Origin of the sequence: Micromonospora sp. CNB394, from assembly GCF_000374985.1 — a bacterium.
GTDB classification, from domain to species: Bacteria; Actinomycetota; Actinomycetes; order Mycobacteriales; family Micromonosporaceae; genus Micromonospora; species Micromonospora marina.
In genome coordinates, this window is record NZ_KB895860.1 from 35,990 (window position 1) to 53,650 (window position 17,661).

The 17,661-nt window shown below is 73.1% G+C and carries 18 protein-coding genes; 6 read left to right on the forward strand and 12 right to left on the reverse strand.

Annotated features, from left to right (window positions below; all coding sequences use genetic code 11):
• Nucleotides 1–30 precede the first annotated feature (30 nt).
• The 4 genes from C569_RS0126090 to C569_RS0126105 form a co-directional block, all read right to left on the reverse strand.
• Complete coding sequence (locus tag C569_RS0126090; protein WP_026268659.1) at nucleotides 31–1,017, reverse strand: tetratricopeptide repeat protein; 987 nt, start codon at nucleotides 1,015–1,017, stop codon at nucleotides 31–33.
• A gap of 49 nt (nucleotides 1,018–1,066) precedes the next feature.
• A complete protein-coding gene (gene ispF / locus C569_RS0126095; RefSeq protein WP_026268660.1) occupies nucleotides 1,067–1,549 on the reverse strand; it encodes a 2-C-methyl-D-erythritol 2,4-cyclodiphosphate synthase in 483 nt (160 codons plus the stop codon).
• Between the two features lie 122 nt (nucleotides 1,550–1,671).
• Nucleotides 1,672–2,367 carry a 2-C-methyl-D-erythritol 4-phosphate cytidylyltransferase gene (gene ispD / locus C569_RS0126100; protein ID WP_018788686.1) on the reverse strand — a complete coding sequence of 232 codons (696 nt, stop codon included), beginning with the start codon at nucleotides 2,365–2,367 and terminating at the stop codon, nucleotides 1,672–1,674.
• Between the two features lie 53 nt (nucleotides 2,368–2,420).
• Complete coding sequence (locus tag C569_RS0126105) at nucleotides 2,421–2,906, reverse strand: CarD family transcriptional regulator (protein WP_007073334.1); 486 nt, start codon at nucleotides 2,904–2,906, stop codon at nucleotides 2,421–2,423.
• A 327-nt stretch (nucleotides 2,907–3,233) separates the two neighbouring features.
• On the opposite strand from C569_RS0126105, the gene C569_RS0126110 reads away from it, so the two are divergent.
• Nucleotides 3,234–3,929 carry a hypothetical protein gene (locus C569_RS0126110; protein WP_018788687.1) on the forward strand — a complete coding sequence of 232 codons (696 nt, stop codon included), beginning with the start codon at nucleotides 3,234–3,236 and terminating at the stop codon, nucleotides 3,927–3,929.
• 22 nt (nucleotides 3,930–3,951) lie between these two features.
• On the opposite strand, the gene C569_RS0126115 is transcribed toward C569_RS0126110, so the two are convergent.
• The 4 genes from C569_RS0126115 to C569_RS0126130 form a co-directional block, all read right to left on the reverse strand.
• A complete protein-coding gene (locus tag C569_RS0126115; protein WP_018788688.1) occupies nucleotides 3,952–4,545 on the reverse strand; it encodes a hypothetical protein in 594 nt (197 codons plus the stop codon).
• Between the two features lie 39 nt (nucleotides 4,546–4,584).
• Entirely contained in the window at nucleotides 4,585–5,637 is a 1,053-nt protein-coding gene (locus tag C569_RS0126120; protein WP_018788689.1) for a type III polyketide synthase, read from the reverse strand.
• 99 nt (nucleotides 5,638–5,736) lie between these two features.
• Complete coding sequence (locus C569_RS0126125; protein WP_018788690.1) at nucleotides 5,737–6,903, reverse strand: acyl-CoA dehydrogenase family protein; 1,167 nt, start codon at nucleotides 6,901–6,903, stop codon at nucleotides 5,737–5,739.
• A gap of 40 nt (nucleotides 6,904–6,943) precedes the next feature.
• Nucleotides 6,944–7,702 carry a methyltransferase domain-containing protein gene (locus C569_RS0126130; RefSeq protein WP_018788691.1) on the reverse strand — a complete coding sequence of 253 codons (759 nt, stop codon included), beginning with the start codon at nucleotides 7,700–7,702 and terminating at the stop codon, nucleotides 6,944–6,946.
• 45 nt (nucleotides 7,703–7,747) lie between these two features.
• Here C569_RS0126130 and C569_RS0126135 point away from each other — a divergent pair, with 45 nt between their 5' ends.
• The 4 genes from C569_RS0126135 to disA all read left to right on the forward strand — a co-directional run bounded on the left by C569_RS0126135 (nucleotide 7,748) and on the right by disA (nucleotide 12,331).
• Nucleotides 7,748–8,578 (forward strand): UbiA family prenyltransferase, encoded by an 831-nt coding sequence (locus tag C569_RS0126135; RefSeq protein ID WP_036346982.1) that lies wholly within the window; start codon nucleotides 7,748–7,750, stop codon nucleotides 8,576–8,578.
• 142 nt (nucleotides 8,579–8,720) lie between these two features.
• Nucleotides 8,721–9,464 (forward strand): hypothetical protein, encoded by a 744-nt coding sequence (locus tag C569_RS0126140; RefSeq protein WP_026268662.1) that lies wholly within the window; start codon nucleotides 8,721–8,723, stop codon nucleotides 9,462–9,464.
• Nucleotides 9,465–9,568: 104 nt separating this feature from the next.
• A complete protein-coding gene (gene radA, locus C569_RS0126145; RefSeq protein ID WP_026268663.1) occupies nucleotides 9,569–11,011 on the forward strand; it encodes a DNA repair protein RadA in 1,443 nt (480 codons plus the stop codon).
• Nucleotides 11,012–11,140: 129 nt separating this feature from the next.
• Nucleotides 11,141–12,331 carry a DNA integrity scanning diadenylate cyclase DisA gene (gene disA, locus C569_RS0126150; RefSeq protein WP_018788695.1) on the forward strand — a complete coding sequence of 397 codons (1,191 nt, stop codon included), beginning with the start codon at nucleotides 11,141–11,143 and terminating at the stop codon, nucleotides 12,329–12,331.
• Between the two features lie 8 nt (nucleotides 12,332–12,339).
• On the opposite strand, the gene C569_RS0126155 is transcribed toward disA, so the two are convergent.
• The 3 genes from C569_RS0126155 to C569_RS0126165 all read right to left on the reverse strand — a co-directional run bounded on the left by C569_RS0126155 (nucleotide 12,340) and on the right by C569_RS0126165 (nucleotide 14,282).
• On the reverse strand, nucleotides 12,340–13,104 hold the full coding sequence (locus C569_RS0126155; RefSeq protein ID WP_026268664.1) for a hypothetical protein: 765 nt from the start codon (nucleotides 13,102–13,104) through the stop codon (nucleotides 12,340–12,342).
• A gap of 105 nt (nucleotides 13,105–13,209) precedes the next feature.
• On the reverse strand, nucleotides 13,210–13,773 hold the full coding sequence (locus C569_RS0126160; RefSeq protein WP_018788697.1) for a peptide deformylase: 564 nt from the start codon (nucleotides 13,771–13,773) through the stop codon (nucleotides 13,210–13,212).
• Entirely contained in the window at nucleotides 13,770–14,282 is a 513-nt protein-coding gene (locus tag C569_RS0126165; RefSeq protein WP_018788698.1) for a glycine cleavage system protein R, read from the reverse strand. Before C569_RS0126165 ends, C569_RS0126160 begins: the two co-directional genes overlap by 4 nt.
• 96 nt (nucleotides 14,283–14,378) lie before the next feature.
• Here C569_RS0126165 and C569_RS0126170 point away from each other — a divergent pair, with 96 nt between their 5' ends.
• Nucleotides 14,379–15,278, forward strand: a complete 900-nt coding sequence (locus C569_RS0126170) for an A/G-specific adenine glycosylase (RefSeq protein ID WP_026268665.1) — start codon at nucleotides 14,379–14,381, stop codon at nucleotides 15,276–15,278.
• Between the two features lie 202 nt (nucleotides 15,279–15,480).
• Here the strand turns inward: C569_RS0126170 and C569_RS0126175 are convergent.
• A partial coding sequence (locus C569_RS0126175; RefSeq protein WP_026268666.1) for an ATP-dependent Clp protease ATP-binding subunit occupies nucleotides 15,481–17,661 on the reverse strand: 2,181 nt, incomplete at its 5' end.

The following is a 17,661-nucleotide window of genomic DNA, read 5'->3' on the forward strand; positions in this document are numbered from 1 at the left end:
GGTACGTGGTGATGCCGGCGCAGGTCCCTCTCACCGGCGAGCGAACGCGGTGAATCCGGCCACCACCGACGCGGTGATCGCCCCGACCAACGGCCACGGGCCGCCGACCAGCGCGTACCCGAGCAGCAGCACCACCGCGGCGGCGGCCGCGTAGACCGGCACGACCAGGCCGCGCGACATCGCCTCCCGCAGGCCGGGCCACCACGTCGCCGGGCGTCGCAGCAGCACCGCCACCGCGACCACCGCCAGCACCGCGAACAGCCGGGACGCGCCCGGCGAGGCCGGGGCCAGGGCGCCGACCAGCACGCTCGCGACCAGGGACAACCCGGCCACCGACAGCAGGAGACGCCGGATGCCGGCGTCCACGGTCCGCGCCGGGTCGGGACGAGCCACCGGCAGGTCGGCCATCGCGGTCAGGTGTTCCAGCGTCTCGGCGTACCGGCGCCGTTCCAGCCGGGCCACGCCCACGTCCTGCCCCGCCTCACCCAGCTCCGGGTCCAGCCGCAGCGCCTCCCGGTAGGCCCGCTCGGCCAGGTCGAACAGTTGCAGCCGCACCGCGACCAGGCCGAGCACCAGGTGCGCCTCCGGCTCGTCCGGCGACAGCTCCACCGCGCGCCACGCCGCGTCCAGCGCCGCCTGCCCGTTGCGTGACGCGGAGAGGATGGCGGCGGCGCTGCGCTGCGCGTACGCGTCACCTGGCGCACGCGTCAGGATCTCGTCGGCGGTCGCCGCGGCCTCCTTCCAGCGCTCCAGGTCGAGCAGCGCGAACCCGCGCGTCACGAGCGCCGGCACGACGATCCCTGCCGTGTCGGCGGCGGCGAGCGCCTCGGCGGGCCGGTCGGCGGCCAGGTGCATCCGGGCCAGCATGGTCAACGCGGGTACGTGCCCGGGCTCGGCCGCGAGCAGCGCGGTGAGTTCGCCGATCCCCTCGTCGTAGCGCCCCAGCTCGGCGAGCAGGTGGGCGCGTTGCAGGTAGCCGTCGGCGGCGGACTGGTCGGGAGCGGCGTCACTCGGCATCCCGGCGAGCGTATCCGCCCCGCCCCAGCCGCCGTTCCCGGCCACCGCGTCAGTCGGCCGGGGCCTCGTAGACCAGGGCCACCGCGATCCCGGCCAGCCCTTCCCCGCGCCCGGTGAAGCCGAGGCCGTCGGTGGTGGCGGCGGAGACGGTCACCGGCGCGCCCACCGCCTCGGAGAGCACCCGCTGCGCCTCCTCCCGGCGCGGCCCGATCTTGGGCCGGTTGCCGACGACCTGCACCGACACGTTGCCGATCCGGAAGCCCGCCGCCCGTACCCGGCGTGCGCTCTCGGTCAGCAGCGCCACGCCGGAGGCGCCCGCCCACTCGGGCTGGCCCACCCCGAAGTTCGCGCCCAGGTCACCGAGACCGGCGGCGGAGAGCACGGCGTTGCAGGCGGCGTGCGCCGCCACGTCGGCGTCGGAGTGACCGGCCAGGCCGTCCTGGTCCGGCCAGTGCAGGCCCGCGACCCAGCAGGGCCGCCCGGCCGCGAACGCGTGCACGTCGGTGCCGACAGCCACCCGAGGAACGATCATGACCAGAGGGTACGCGTCGCGCCTCGGCGGCGGCCCGGGCTGTACGAGTGGAGCGTCGCTCTGACCGGCACGCGTTGAAAATCCGGAACAGGCCGCCACCCGCGAGCGGCGGGCGGCGCGCGTCAGGCGCCCGTGGTCAGCAGGTGTTCGGCGAGGGCCAGGTCGAACGGTCGGGTGATCTTCAGGGCCAGCTCGGAGCCGGGTACGCAGGTCACCGCGATCCCCTGCTTCTCGACCAGGCCCGCGTCGTCGGTCAGCGCGTCACCTGCCGACCGGTGCGCCGCGACCAGCACCGACCGGCGGAAACCCTGCGGTGTCTGCACCGAGCGCAACGCGGACCGGTCGACGGTGCCGAGCACCCGTTCGGTCGCGTCGACCTCCTTGATCGTGTCGACCACCGGCAGCACCGGGATCACCGCGTCGTGCCCGTCGCGGACCGCCGCGGCCACCGACTCGACCAGATGGGGCGGGGTGAGCGCGCGGGCCGCGTCGTGCACCAGGACGATCTCCGGACCGGCGGGTACGGCCGCGAGGGCCGCCGCCACCGACGCCTGGCGTTCGGCGCCACCGGGCACCACTGTCACCGGGGCCGCGGGGGCGAGCATCGCGCGTACCGCCTCGACCTCGGTCGCCGGCGCGGCCACCACGATCGTGTGCACCGACGGCGCGGCGGCGATCCGGCGGACCGCGTGCACCAGCAGCGGCTCACCGGCGAGCAACCGGAGCGCCTTCGGGGCACCGGGGCCGAGGCGTACCCCGGCACCGGCCGCAGGAACGAGGACCGCGACGTCACCGCGCGGATCGAGCTGCGCGGTCACGTCGCGGTCCTCGGATTCGTTCGCTGCGGGGTGGGTAGAGGCAGACGCGTGGATCAGGCCTCGGTCAGCACCTTGTCGAGCAGCGTCTCGGCCTCGTCCTTGGTGCTCTTCTCCGCCAGCGCGACCTCGCCGACGAGGATGTCACGAGCCTTGGCGAGCATCCGCTTCTCGCCCGCCGACAGGCCCCGCTCCCGCTCCCGGCGCCACAGGTCGCGGACGACCTCGGCCACCTTCAGCGGGTTACCGGAGGCCAGCTTCTCCAGATTCGCCTTGTAACGCCGCGACCAGTTGGTCGGCTCCTCGGTGTGCGGTGCACGGAGCACGTCGAAGACCTTGCCCAGGCCCTCTTCGCCAACCACTTCGCGCACACCCACGATCTCGGCGTTCTCGGCGGGAACCCGGACCGTCAGGTCACCCTGTGCGACCCTCAGGACGAGGTATTGCTTGGGCTCGCCCTTGATGACCCGAGTCTCGATTGCCTCGATGAGTGCGGCCCCGTGGTGGGGGTAAACAACGGTCTCGCCGACACTGAAAACCATAGGTTCGAAACCCCTTTCGCTGTGTCTAGGGTAACACGCTCAGGCACCGATGTCTCACCGCCGTCCTGACCGTTGGCGCAGCTCAGGGGCCCTGTGAGAGGTATTTCTTCAGCTTGACAGGCGGTCAAACCGATGGTTTAGACACGCTCCGTGAGGAACACGTGACAACCCGGTAAGGGCGCACGGGAGCGTCAGATCTAGGGCTATGCGCTCCTCCCATGGTAGCTGCGTAACTCCGTCCGCGCCCAGGTGTGGCGTTACGGCGGCCGGTGCGGGACGCTGGTGAGGGACGTGACGTCCGCTCACCGAGACGTTCCTGGGGGTCCGATGGGCGTGCCTGACGCTGACGGCCAGGGGCCGCCGGACGGTCTGCCCGGCCTGCCTTCGGAGTGGGGCCGGGTGGTCGTCCCGAGCGACGCCTCGGCACTCGCCGACGAGGCCCGGCAGGTCCGCCGGGAGCTGCGCCGCGCACGGCAGGGCTCCGGCCGGCGTACCGTTCCGGCCCGCCTCGGGCTGCCGGCGCTGATCCTGCTCGTGTCGGTGCTTGTCACGCTCGCCGGGCTGGCCGCCGTGACCTGGCCGCGTGCCGCCACCCGGCCCGGCGCGCCGACGGTGCTCCCCCGCTCCACCACCGCGCCGCAACCGGTCGGCCCGCTGCCCGCGCTGGACCTGGTCGGCGCGGACGACACGCCGGTGCCGCTGCGCAGCCTGCTGCCCGCCATGATCATCCTGGTCGACGCCTGCGCCTGCGGCGAGCAGGTCGGCACCGCGGCGCGCGCCGCCCCGGCCGGCGTCACCGTGGTCACCGTGACCGAGGGCCGCAGCGCCGGGCCCGCGAGCGTCCCGGGAGTACGCCCGCTCGGCGACCCGGCCGGCGGCCTGCGCTCCTACCTGCACCTGTCCGCCCACCCGGGCACCGCCGCCGCAGTGCTCGTGGACCGGCAGGGCTCGCTGGTCCGGGTGGTACCGGAGCTGGGCCCGCTGTCGGACTACGGCGCCGACCTGGCCCGGCTGGGCGGCTGAGGCGCCGGGTGCGGGACCGCTGTCAGTAGAGCGCTTCGAGCCGGGCGTTCAGCTCGGCCCGGCCGCTCACCCCACTGAACCGCACCAGCACCGGCGCGCCGGTTCCGCCCAGCACGGGGACGTCCAGTCGCCCGCCGCACCGCAGCACCCGCCGTGCGTCGCCGGTCCCTGCGCCGGACAGCTGCACGGCGATCGACCCGTCACCGGAGCAGCTCACCGACAGCCGGTAGTCGTCGCCCTGCGAGGGACTCACCTGCCGCACGACGGGCGGCCCGCCCGGCACCAGCCGGGACGTCTCCCGCCACACCACGTGCGACACCTGCAGCACGCGTGCCGCGCCGTTCGCCTCCACCCGGACCACCACCGACCGGTCCGGCTCGGCGGCCGGCCCACGGCGCGCCCGGAGCGTCGGATCGCCACCCGGGCGTGCGGGCCAGGCGTCACCGGTCGACGGGTCGACCCGCCAGGTACGGGAGATCGGCTCGGCGGTCGCGGGAGCTGCCGTGGCCGAACCCGGCTCCGGTGCCGCCGCCCGCCACCAGGCCGCGCCGGCCACCAGCGCCAGAACGGTCAGGACGGCCAGCGGTACCCGCCCGTCACGCTCGTCAGAGGCCATGACGGCAGCGTATCCACGCGGCCCGATCGGGGCGAGCGGTCAGCCCACCCGTTCCAGCAGTACCGCGTAGAGCGTCAGTCCCGGCCCGAACGCGACCATCACCACCCAGCGCGGCGGCGACGGCTCCGTACGCCACAGCCGGTCCAGGATCAGCAGCACCGTCGGGGACGAGCAGTTGCCGTGCTCGGCGAGCGTGCCCCGGGAGGCGGCGAGGCCGTCCGGTGGCAGGGCCAGCTCGCGCTCCACCACGTTGAGGATCCGCGGCCCGCCCGGATGCACCGCCCAGCCGTCCACGTCGGAACGCTCACAGCCGTGCCGCGCCAGCAGGTCGTCGATCAGCGTCCGTACGTGCCGGGAGAGCACCTGCGGCACCTTCGGCGACAGCCCCATCCGGAACCCGGTGTCGGTGACGTCCCAGGTCATGTGGTCGGCCGTGGAGGTGTCGGTGACCGAGGTGACCTCGCGCAGCGCGTACCCCCGGCCGCCGGGGACGACCACGGCGGCGACCGCGGCGTCCGAGAACAGCGCGTGGGAGACGATCTGCTGGGTGTCCACCCGGGCACCCGGTGGCTGGATGTGCAGGCTGGTCAGCTCCGCGCAGAGCAGCAGCGCGGGCCGCCCGCGAGCGGTGACGAAGTCGCTCGCCGCACCGAGCCCGGGCAGGGCCGCGTAGCAACCCATGTGCCCGACGAACATGCGCTGGGTGCTCGGGGACATGCCCAGATCCCGGGCGAGCAGGATGTCCAGCCCCGGGGTGGCGTACCCGGTGCACGAGCAGACGATGAACAGGCCGACGTCGGCGGCGTCCAGGCCGGCGGCGGTGAGTGCCCGGCTGACCGCCTCCTTGCCCAGCGGCAGCGCCTCGACCTGGTAGCGGCGCATCCGGCGCTCGGTCGGCCACTCCGAGACGTCCTCCAACAGCGGATTCACCGCCGCCTGCCGCCGGGTCACGCCCGAGTTCGCGAAGATCCGCTCGGCCAGCGCCCGGGTGTTCCCCTGGAAGTGCCCCGCGAAGAAGCCCGTCCACAGTTCGTCCTGCCGTGCGGCCGGCGGTTGTGCCGTACCCAGACCCGCGATCACCGGCATGCCCACGTCCCCCACCCATCCCTCATCTCTCGCACCGACTCCTGCTCACCGTGCCGCTTTTCGTTCGCGACTGCGGGGCTCGCAACACCGGCTCACCCTTCGCGCTCACCAACGAGGGAGCGCGCTGTCCCGGTCCGGGTCGCCGCCGAGCGCGGCGATGCCGAGCCAGTCGGCGCACACGTCGGACGTGGCCGGATGCAGCGAGCCGCAGCGGGCGTCCCGGTAGAGCCGCTCCAGCGGATGCCCACGCCGGGTCGCCGACGTGCCCGCCGCCTCCAGCATGGAGGCCGCCACCTCGGCGGCGGTGGTGCCGGCGAGCAGCTTGGCCCGCCACACCCAGCGGTTCGTCTCGGCGTCGCCGGTTGCCTCGTCGACCCGCCGGGCCGCCTCGGCGACCACCAGCTCGGCGGCGGCGGTGGCCGCGTCGGCCCGGCCCAGGCGGGCCCGCACGGCGGGCAGACCGGCGAGATTACGCGCGTTGAGGTGCTCGGCCGCGGCGTCGACAGCCGCCCGGGCCACGCCGACGTAGACCGCCGCGTAACTCGCCACCAGCCAGTGCGGCATGAGTTGGGCGACGACCAGGGCCAGCCCCTCGACGCCGCCGAGCAGCCGGTCGGCCGGGACCGTCACGTCCAGGTGCACGTCGTGCGAGGAGGTGGCCCGCATGCCGAGCGAGTCCCAGGTGGGCTCGACCGTGATCCCGTCGCCGGCCGGCACCAGGAACTGCGACACCACCGACTGGTCGGCGGCGCTGCGGGCGGCGACCAGGTAGCCGTCCGGATGGCCGGCGCCGGAGCAGAACGTCTTGCTGCCCTTGATGTGCCAGCCGCCCTCGACCGGCTCGTAGACGGTGCTGAGCTGGGACAGCCGGGCGCCGGCACCACGTTCGCTCATCGCGACCGCGTACCAGGCGCCGTCGGCCGCCGCGCGCAGCAGCCGGTCCCGCGCCGCCAGCGCCTCGTCCGGTACGCCGAGCGCCTCGGCCAGTTCCTCGGTGACCGCGCCCAGCGCGCCGGTGACCGAGGCGTGCATGTTGAACACCAGCGCGGTCGCGCCGTTGCCCCGGGCCAGTTCGGTGGCGACCGCGGCGTACTCGGCGAAAGTCGCACCCGTACCGCCCAGTTCGGGCGGCACCATCAGGCCGAACAGCCCGGCCGCCCGCAGGTCCGCGAAGTCGTCCACGGGGAACGAACCGTCCCGGTCGTGCTCGCCCGCGCGGGCGGCCAGTCGCGGTGCCAACCGGCGGGCCGCCTCCAGCGCGTACACAGTCATGTCGCCCCCTTCTCGCGTCCTTTACCCCGGGCGGCCCCGGCTACCCGCCCCGGCGCCCCCAGCCCTGGTACAGCACCGCCGTCGACCGGGTCGGCACGATGCGCGGCTCGGTCCGGTCCGGACGGTCGGCACCGCCGCGCATGCGACGCAGCAGCCAGGTCAGCGTGCCGCCCAGCTCCGGCCGGACCCCGCGTACCGCCAGTGGCACGCCGCGCCGGGCGCACTCGGCGACCAGCTCGCGGGCGTCGACGAACAACCGTGGGTCGTGGATGCCGCGCGGCACCGTGGGCAGCCGTTCGCCCAGTTCCACCGCGACCAGCCGGGCCAGCAGCGTGTCGTTGAGCGTGTCCAGCACCAGCAGGCCGCCCGGGCGCAGCAGCCGGCACGCCTCGGCGACCGCCCGCCGCCAGTCCGGTACGTGCTCCAGCAGTTCCCCGGCGGAGACCACCGCCGCGCAGCCGTCGGCGAGCGGCACGGCTGTCGCGTCGGCCTGGATTACCGTCACGCCGTGCGCGGCAGCCTGGTCGAGCGCGGAGCGCGTCAGGTCGACCCCGACGTGGCGGTAGCCCTTGCCGGCCAGGTGCGGCGCCAGCAGCCCGGCGCCACAGCCCAGGTCGACGAGAAGGTCGTCCGGCTTGGCCGCCGCTGGTACCAGCGCCGCCCGGGCCCGGGCCAGCCAGTGCAGCATCGCGAACGCCCCGTCCGGCCGCCACCACTCGCCGGCCAGGTCGTCGTACTGCCGGGGGTCGTTCGGCGGCAGCACCCGGTACGGAGTGGACACCGGCGACGCGTCGGGCATGCGTCGAGCGTGGCACGACTGCCCGGTAACGACCAGACTTCTCTTATGTCGACACGGGTGTTAGGGCTGGTCAGGGCGAGCCATCCGGAGCCCGCTGCGGCGGTCACGGTGGTCGCCGCGCTGCTCGCCGCCGGCGTCGGGCACTCCGCGGCGGGCGTGGCGGCGGTGGCGCTGACGGTGCTGGCCAGCCAGCTCGCCGTGGGGTGGAGCAACGACCTCATCGACGCCGATCGGGACGCGGCGGTGGGGCGTACCGACAAGCCGGTGACCACCGGCGAGGTCGCCCGGCCGACGCTGGCCCGGGCCACCGCGGTGGCCGCCGTCGCAGTGCCCGTGCTGGCGCTGGCCGGCGGTCCGGCCGCGGCGGCCTGCGCGACGCTGGGCCTGGTCTCCGCGCTGCTCTACAACCGGCCGCTGAAGTCGACGCCGGTGTCGGTGCTGCCCTACGCGGTCTCGTTCGGCGCGCTGCCCGCGTTCGTGGTGCTCGCGCTGCCCGGCTCGCCGGTGCCCCCGGCCTGGCTGGTGGCCGCCGCCGCGCTGCTGGGCGCCGGGGCGCACTTCGCCAACGTGCTGCCCGACCTGGCCGACGACGCCCGGACCGGGGTGCGCGGCCTGCCGCACCGGCTCGGGCCGGTGGGCAGCCGGCTGGCCGCCGCCGGGCTGCTGCTCGCGGCCACCGTCGCGCTGGTCCTCGGTCCGCCCGGGCCGCCGTCGTGGACCGGCCTGTCGGCGGTCGCGGCCGCCGTCGCCGTGCCGGCGGTCGGCTGGTACGCGGGACGCGCGACCGCCGGACGCTCGGCGACCGCCTTCCGGGCGGTGCTGGTGGTGGCGCTCATCGATGTGGTGCTGCTGGTGACGAGCGGCCGGGTGGTCTGAGGAGTCCCCGCCGAAGGTGGCATTGCCGGGTCCGCGTGCGGGCCTCGATCAGCTCCAACTACCCTGGAGCGCGGTCTGCGCGGGTATGGCCACCCCGTGCCCGGCGGTCGACCGGGCGGGGATCGTGACGAGGAGGACCGACGTGACGCGCTCGATCAGGGGTTCCCGGGGGCCGGCCCTGCTGCTGGCCGGCACGGCGGCGGCGAGCCTGCTGCTGTCCGGGTGCGGCGCCGGGCAGATTTCCGAGACCGCCAACAAGATCCCGTCGGTCCAGGGCGTCAACGTCCAGACCTCCGACGACCTCTACAAGGTGCGCGGGCTCTACGTGCAGTTCCCGGGCCCGACGGGCTACGAGGCCGGGTCGAACGCGCCGGTCAACGTGGTGATCTACAACGACAGCAAGAAGCCGGTCACCGTCACCGTCACCACCGACAGCGCGCGCGACATCGTGCTCACCGGTTCCGGCGCGGGCGAGAGCGGCGCGGCCACCCCGACCGGGTCGCCCACCGAGCCGGCCACCGCCTCGCCGACCGCCACCGACCCGAGCGCGTCGCCGAGCCAGTCGCTGGAGGTGCCCGCGTCGCCGTCGGCCAGCCCGTCACCGAGCGAGTCCGCGCCCGCCGGTCAGCCGGCCCGGATCGAGATCCCGGCGCTCAGCTACGCCCAGCTCAACGCCGGCAACCCGCGCTTCCTGCAGCTCATCGGCCTCAACCAGGAGCTGCTCGTCGGCCAGCAGGTCAACCTGACCTTCGACTTCGGTGACGGCAAGGTCATCACGACCCCGGCGCCGATCGGCGTCCCGCTGACCCCGGCGGCCACGCCGTCGAAGATCGTGAACCCGCGTGAGCACGTCGGTGAGGACGGCGGCGCCGAGGGCGGCCACTGACCTCCGTACCCTTTCCGCCGGCACCGCCGCCGTGGCCAACGCCACGTCGGCGGTGTCGCCGTTGCGGGTGGGCTTTCGTCGTACGGGCCGGTTAGCGTCCGGTGGTGACCACGCCCCGATCGACCCGTGCCGGCGCCGGCCGCGGTCGCGCCGCCACCCGTGAACCCCGCCCGGCCTACGAGTGCGACGCCTGCGGCCACCAGCCCCCGAAGTGGGTGGGCCGGTGCCCCGAGTGCGGCGAGTGGGGTTCGGTGGTCGAGTGCACCGTCACCGGCCCGACGGTCTCCGGCCGGGTGGTCAGCTCGCGGATGCCGGCCGAGCCGGCCCGGCCGATCGCCACCATCAGCGCCGCGCCCGCCCGGGCCCGTCCCACCGGCGTCAGCGAACTCGACCGGGTGCTCGGCGGCGGGCTGGTCCCCGGTGCGGTGGTGCTGCTCGCCGGTGAGCCCGGCGTGGGCAAGTCGACGCTGCTGCTCGACGTGGCACAGCAGTGGGCGGCCGGATCCGGCAGCCCGTCGCTCGTGGTCAGCGGTGAGGAGTCGGTCAGCCAGGTGCGGCTGCGCGCCGAGCGGATGGGCACCCTGCACGATCAGCTCTACCTGGCCGCCGAGAGCGACCTGTCGGCGGTGCTCGGCCACCTCGACGCGGTGAAGCCGGGGCTCCTGGTGCTCGACTCGGTGCAGACCATCTCCACCACCGGCACCGAGGGTGTGCCCGGCGGCGTCACCCAGGTCCGCGCCGTCACCGCCGCCCTGGTCGCGGTGGCCAAGGAGCGCGGCATCGCCACCGTGCTCGTCGGGCACGTCACCAAGGACGGCCAGGTGGCCGGTCCCCGCGTGCTGGAGCACCTGGTCGACGTGGTGCTGCACTTCGAGGGCGACAAGCACTCCTCGCTGCGCATGGTGCGCGGCGTGAAGAACCGGTTCGGCGCGGCCGACGAGGTGGGCTGCTTCGAGATGCACGAGGGCGGCATCAGCAGCCTGGCCGACCCGTCCGGCCTGTTCCTGACCCGCTACTCCGAACCGGTGCCGGGCACCTGCGTGACGGTGGCGATGGAGGGGCGCCGGGCACTGGTCACCGAGGTGCAGGCGCTGATCGGGGCCACGGTGGCCGGCTCCCCCCGGCGTACCGTTTCCGGCCTCGACAGCGCCCGGCTCGCCATGGTCCTCGCGGTGCTCCAGCGCCGCACCGAACGGCTGACGCTGCACGACCGGGAGGTCTTCGCCGCCACCGTCGGCGGCATCCGGGTGGTCGAGCCGGCGGCCGACCTGGCCGTGGCGCTCGCGGTCGCCTCCGGCGGGCTCAACCTGGCACTCAACCCGCACCTGGTGGCCATCGGCGAGGTGGGACTCACCGGCGAGGTCCGCCGCGTCGGCGCGGTACCCCGCCGGCTGGCCGAGGCGGCCCGGCTCGGCTTCCGGCTGGCCCTCGTGCCGCCCGGGTGCGGGCCAGAGAGCAGCGGCGCCGGGCCGGAGAACATGCGGGTGATCGAGGTCACTGACGTGCGGGCCGCCCTCCAAGCGGCCGCACGCGCGTCGGCGGAGTGACAGGGTGGGATCCACGGGGCGTTTCCGGGCAGGCCACGCAGGCCGCACCGATTCGCCCGACCCGGGCATCGTGACACATCACAGTAACCACGAGAGCACCCACCGCATGGCAGTCCGTAGACTGTGCCCGTGCCGATCGACCGCGATGCCACCAAGCCCGCTACGGCGACGCCGCACGCCCGTACCAGCGCCGTGAGCGGCAACCCCGCCCGTGCCATCAGCGTGAGCGTCAACGGAAGCGTCGGCGGCGGGGCCGGCGCTGATCCGCTGCGCGCCAACCTCGCCCTGATGGCTCCCGGCACCGCCCTGCGGGACGGTCTGGAGCGGATCCTGCGCGGCCGCACCGGCGCGCTGATCGTCCTCGGCTACGACAAGGTGGTCGAGCAGATCTGCACCGGCGGCTTCCCGATGGACGTGGAGTTCTCCGCCACCCGGGTCCGTGAGCTGTGCAAGATGGACGGCGCTGTGGTGCTCTCCAGCGACGGCACCCGGATCGTGCAGGCCGGCGCGCACCTGATGCCCGACCCGTCCATCCCCACCGAGGAGTCCGGCACCCGGCACCGGACCGCCGAGCGGGTGGCCCGGCAGACCGGCTACCCGGTCATCTCGGTCAGCCAGTCGATGCGGATCATCAGCCTCTACGTAAACGGCCAGCGGCACGTGCTCGACGACTCGGCGGCCATCCTGTCCCGCGCCAACCAGGCACTCGCCACGCTGGAGCGCTACAAGCTCCGGCTGGACGAGGTCTCCGGCACGCTCTCCGCGTTGGAGATCGAGGATCTGGTCACCGTCCGCGACGCGGTGGCGGTGGTGCAGCGGCTGGAGATGGTCCGGCGGATCGCCGACGAGATCGCCGGCTACGTAGTGGAACTGGGCACCGACGGCCGCCTGCTGGCGCTCCAGCTCGACGAGCTGATGGCCGGTGTGGACGCCGACCGCACCCTGGTCATCCGCGACTACCTGCCGACCGGCCGAAAGTCGCGCACGCTCGACGAGGCGCTCGTCGAGCTCGACCTGCTCAGCGCCACCGAACTCATCGACCTCGTGGCGGTGGCGAAGGCGATCGGCTATCCGTCCGCCTCGGACGCGCTCGACGCGGCGGTCAGCCCGCGCGGGTTCCGCCTGCTGGCGAAGGTGCCCCGGCTGCCGGTCGCCGTGGTCGACCGGCTGGTGGTGCACTTCGGCAGCCTCCAGCGGCTGCTCGGCGCGACCGTGGAAGACCTCCAGGCGGTCGAGGGCGTGGGCGACGCCCGCGCCCGTGGCGTCCGCGAGGGCCTGTCCCGGCTCGCCGAGGCCAGCATCCTCGAACGGTACGTCTGACCGGCCGCTCAGCCGGTGATCGTCAGCTTCACCGGCTCGCTGATCTTGGTGCCGACGCGGGCGAACACCTGGTACTCGCCGATCGCGGCGAACTCACCGTTTGCCAGCCCGCTCGCGCACTTGTTGTCCCGCTTGCCGTTCCAGCCCAGCGCGTAGGAGCGCTCGAAGTTCGGCGTGAACGACTGCGGGTCCGAGCCCGTGCCGGTGCCGCACGTGTCCGACGACCAGATCTTCTCCGCGCCCGCCTTGATGTACAGCTCCTGGAGGTCGGCCCCGACGTCTCGGCTGCACGTACGGTTCGACACGTTCTTGACCTTGAGGCGCAGCGTGACAACTGCGCCCCGCTGGGCGGTCTGCGGCACCGCAACCGGCGTCACCAGCAGCTCGGAGTCGGTGCAGGTGCCGTCGTCGGAGACCGGCTGACCGGTAGCGCCACCGTTGCCGGTGCCGCCCCCGTTGTTCGCGCCGCCGCCGTCGTCCCCACCACCGGTGTTCCCGCCACCGGTGTTCCCGCCACCGGTGTTCGCCCCACCGTCACCGGAGTCGCCCGGTGTCGGTGACGGGCTGCCCGACTGCGGGGTCAGCACCGAGTCCGACGGGTCGGGCCCGGCGGAACCGGTCGGGGACGGGTCGGTGCCCGGCGCGCCGGTGTTGCGGTCCGAAACGGTGCAGGAATAGAGCAGGACAATCAGGAAGAGCAGCCCGGCTCCGAGCACGACGGCACGACGCCGCCAGTACACAGCAGGGGGCAGGGGGCCGACCGTCAGACGCATGATGCGCCTACCGTAGCCGCGCGGCGCACGGCTCGCCGGTCCGACGCGCCGGTAACCCGCCGCCGTACGGCCGCTTTCGTCCACACTGGATCGCGACGGCCACCGTCAGAGGTAGTCCTTGCGCTGGTAGATCGCGTGCGCGCCGGCCACCCGGTCGAGGAAGAGCAGCCCGGCGCAGTGGTCGATCTCGTGCTGGAGCGCCCGCGCCTCGAAGCCGTCCGTCACCAGCCGGACCGGCTCGCCGCTGCCGGGAAGCGCGCCCTCGACCACCAGACGGCTGGCCCGCTTCACGTCGCCGGTCAGGTCCGGCACCGACATGCAGCCCTCCCGCCCGGCCTTCCACCGGGACGCCTCCACCACGCGCGCGTTGCAGAGCACGAACGTGCCGTGCACGGTGACCGCCTTCGGGTGCCCCGTGACGTCCACCGCGAACACCTGCGCGCTGACCCCGACCTGCGGCGCCGCCAGTCCCACACAACCGGGCGAGACGCGCATCGTGGCCACCAGGTCCGCGGCGAGGCGCACCACCTCGGCGGATGTGGGGTCGACCTCCGGCCCGGGCCGGCTCAGCACCGGCTCCGGCGCGGTGACCACCGGGCGTACCGCACCGGGAACGCCGAGCTTCTCCGGTGTCCAGCCGCCCAGGCCCGCGTACTCCGGGCCGGTCACAGCAGATCCGTGTCCGCCGGGCGGAGGCTGACCCCCACGCCCAGCTCCGCGGCGACCCGGGTGAGCCGACCGGCCACCTCGTCGGACACACCGGGCGGCAAGTCGACCTCGGCGACCACCACGTACAGCGAACCGGTCAGCCGGGTGCTCAGGTCGGTCACGTTTCCGCCCGCGTCGGTAAGCACCCGGGTCATGGCCGCGACGATGCCCATCCGGTCGGCGCCGTGCACCGCCAGCACGTACGGCTCACCCGTGGGCTCACTGCCACCGTCGGGCGTGACAGCACGTACGGTCGCCAGCAGGCGCCCGTCGGCGGCGAGCGGAGCCAGCGCGGCCTCGACGTCGGCGGCGGCCGGGCCCACGCAGATCAGCGTCATCGCGAAGTGTCCACGCAGCCGGGTCATCGTCGAGTCGGTGAGGTTCGCGCCGAGCCGGGCGAGGACCTCCGCGACGTCGGCCACGATGCCCGGCCGGTCCCGGCCGATGACGGTGATCGCGAGCTCGTTCATTCGGACATTCTGCCCCGACGCCCATGATCGATCGCGCCCGGCCACCCGGCCCGCCCAACCTGCGGGAAAGACCGCCGTGACATGATCGACGGCGCGATGTCCGATCCCACATTCGCCACCCAGGTCAGCCGGTGGTACGAGCGCAACGCCCGCGACCTGCCGTGGCGCAAGCCCGGCATCGGCGCCTGGGCGATCCTGGTCAGCGAGGTCATGCTCCAGCAGACCCCTGTGGTCCGGGTGGTGCCCGCCTTCCAGGCGTGGCTGGCCCGCTGGCCCGAGCCGCGCGCGCTCGCCGAGGACACCCCGGCCGAGGCGATCCGGATGTGGGGGCGGCTCGGCTACCCCCGCCGGGCGGTACGCCTGCGCGAGTGCGCGGTGGCGATCGTCGAGCGGTACGGCGGCGTGGTGCCCGACCGGCTCGACCAGTTGCTGGCACTGCCGGGCGTCGGCACGTACACGGCCCGCGCGGTCGCCGCGTTCGCGTACGGGCAGCGACACCCGGTGGTGGACACAAACGTCCGGCGCGTGGTGTGCCGGGCGATCGCCGGTGAACCCGACGCCGGCCCCACCACCCGCCCGGCCGACCTGGTCGCCACCGAGGAACTGCTGCCGGTCGAGCCGGCCGCCGCCGCGCTGGCCAGTGCCGCGTTCATGGAACTCGGGGCCGTCGTCTGCACCGCCCGTGCGCCGCGCTGCGCGGTCTGCCCGGTCGAGTCGAGCTGCGCCTGGCGGGCCTCCGGGCAGGCTGCGCCCACGGGTCCGACCCGCCGGCCGCAGCGCTACGCCGGCACCGACCGGCAGGTGCGCGGACTGCTGCTCGCGGTGCTGCGGGAGTCCACCGGTCCGGTGCCGCACCAGCGGCTGGACCAGGTGTGGCACGACGACGTCCAGCGGGCGCGAGCGCTGGCCGGGCTGGTCACGGACGGCCTGGTGGAACCGGTGGGCGAGGAGTCATTCCGCCTGGCCGGCGACGGCCCCGCCGTCCCCCTCCCCTAATCCCGCACCCACCCACCGCGCCCCGGCCCGGCCCGGTTGATCATGAAGTTGACCGCAACTTCCGTCCGATTTGTCGCCGTCAACTTCATGATCGACACGTGCGGGCGGGGGCGGCAGGGCGGGGTGGGCGGTGCGGTGGGCAGAAGAAGGCGACGGCCCCGGTGGCTTTCGCCTACCGGGGCCGTCGCCCTTGGTGCTCTGGTTATGCGGCGTCGTCCGCGCCGGTGGCGGCGGTGCCGCCGAGGTCCGCCGGGACCGCGTCCGGCACAGCGTCCGGCCGGTCCGCGCCCCGGAAGACGAGCTTGGACTTGTCGATGTTTTCCGGGTCGCCCTCGCAGTCCACCACCACGATCTGGCCCGGGGTCAGTTCGTTGAAGAGGATCCGCTCGGACAGGTTGTCCTCGATGTCGCGCTGGATCGTGCGGCGTAGCGGCCGTGCGCCCAGTACCGGGTCGAAGCCCTTCTTCGCCAGGTACTTCTTGGCGTTGTCGGTCAGCTCCAGACCCATGTCCTTGTTGCGTAGCTGCGTCTCGATCCGCTGGATCATGATGTCCACGATCGAGAGGATCTCGTTCTCGCGCAGCTGGTGGAAGACGATGGTGTCGTCGATGCGGTTGAGGAACTCGGGCCGGAAGTGCTGCTTGAGTTCGTCGTTGACCTTCTGCTTCATCCGGTCGTAGTTCGACTCGGAGTCCTCAGATGCCTGGAAGCCCAGCGACACCGCCTTGGCGACGTCACGCGTACCGAGGTTGGTGGTCAGGATGATGACCGTGTTCTTGAAGTCCACGATCCGGCCCTGACCGTCGGTCAGACGCCCGTCCTCCAGGATCTGCAGGAGCGTGTTGAACACGTCCGGGTGGGCCTTCTCGATCTCGTCGAACAGGACCACCGAGAACGGCCGGCGCCGCACCTTCTCGGTCAGCTGCCCACCCTCGTCGTAGCCGACGTAGCCCGGAGGGGCACCGACGAGCCGGGACACCGTGTACCGGTCGTGGAACTCCGACATGTCGAGCTGGATGAGGGCGTCCTCGCTGCCGAACAGGAACTCGGCGAGCGCCTTGGACAGCTCGGTCTTACCGACGCCGGACGGGCCGGCGAAGATGAACGAGCCGGAGGGACGCTTCGGGTCCTTCAGGCCGGCCCGGGTACGCCGGATCGCCTTCGACACCGCCTTGACCGCGTCCTCCTGGCCGATGACGCGCTTGTGCAGCTCGTCTTCCATACGCAGCAGACGCGAGGTCTCCTCCTCGGTCAGCTTGTAGACCGGGATACCGGTCCAGTTACCGAGCACCTCGGCGATCTGCTCGTCGTCGACCTCGCTGACGACGTCCAGATCACCGGCCTTCCACTCCTTCTCCCGCTGCGCCTTCTGACCCAACAGCTGCTTCTCCGTGTCGCGCAGCTGCGCAGCCCGCTCGAAGTCCTGCGCATCGATCGCGGACTCCTTGTCACGGCGCACCTGAGCGATGCGCTCGTCGAAGTCGCGCAGGTCCGGCGGCGCGGTCATCCGGCGGATCCGCATCCGGGCACCCGCCTCATCGATCAGATCGATCGCCTTGTCCGGCAGGAACCGATCCGAGATGTACCGGTCGGCGAGCGTCGCCGCGGCGACCAGAGCAGCATCAGTGATGGACACACGGTGGTGCGCCTCGTAACGGTCCCGCAGACCCTTGAGGATCTCGATGGTGTGAGCCAGAGACGGCTCACCCACCTGGATCGGCTGGAAACGACGCTCCAGAGCAGCGTCCTTCTCCAAGTGCTTACGGTACTCGTCGAGCGTGGTGGCACCGATGGTCTGCAACTCACCACGGGCCAACATCGGCTTGAGGATGCTCGCGGCGTCGATCGCGCCCTCAGCCGCCCCCGCACCCACCAAAGTGTGGATCTCGTCGATGAACAAAATGATGTCACCACGAGTACGGATCTCCTTGAGCACCTTCTTCAGACGCTCCTCGAAATCACCACGGTAACGGGAACCAGCCACCAGAGCACCCAGGTCAAGCGTGTAAAGCTGCTTGTCCTTCAGCGTCTCGGGCACCTCACCCTTGATGATCTTCTGCGACAGACCCTCCACCACAGCGGTCTTACCGACACCAGGCTCACCGATCAACACCGGGTTGTTCTTGGTCCGGCGGGACAGCACCTGCATGACCCGCTCGATCTCCTTCTCACGCCCGATCACCGGATCGAGCTTGCCCTCACGCGCCGCCTGGGTCAGGTTACGGCCGAACTGGTCCAACACGAGACTGGTCGACGGCGCGGCCTCACCCGGGGCAGCACCAGCAGCAGCCGGCTCCTTACCCTGATAGCCCGACAGCAACTGGATGACCTGCTGCCGCACCCGGTTCAGATCAGCACCCAGCTTCACCAGAACCTGCGCAGC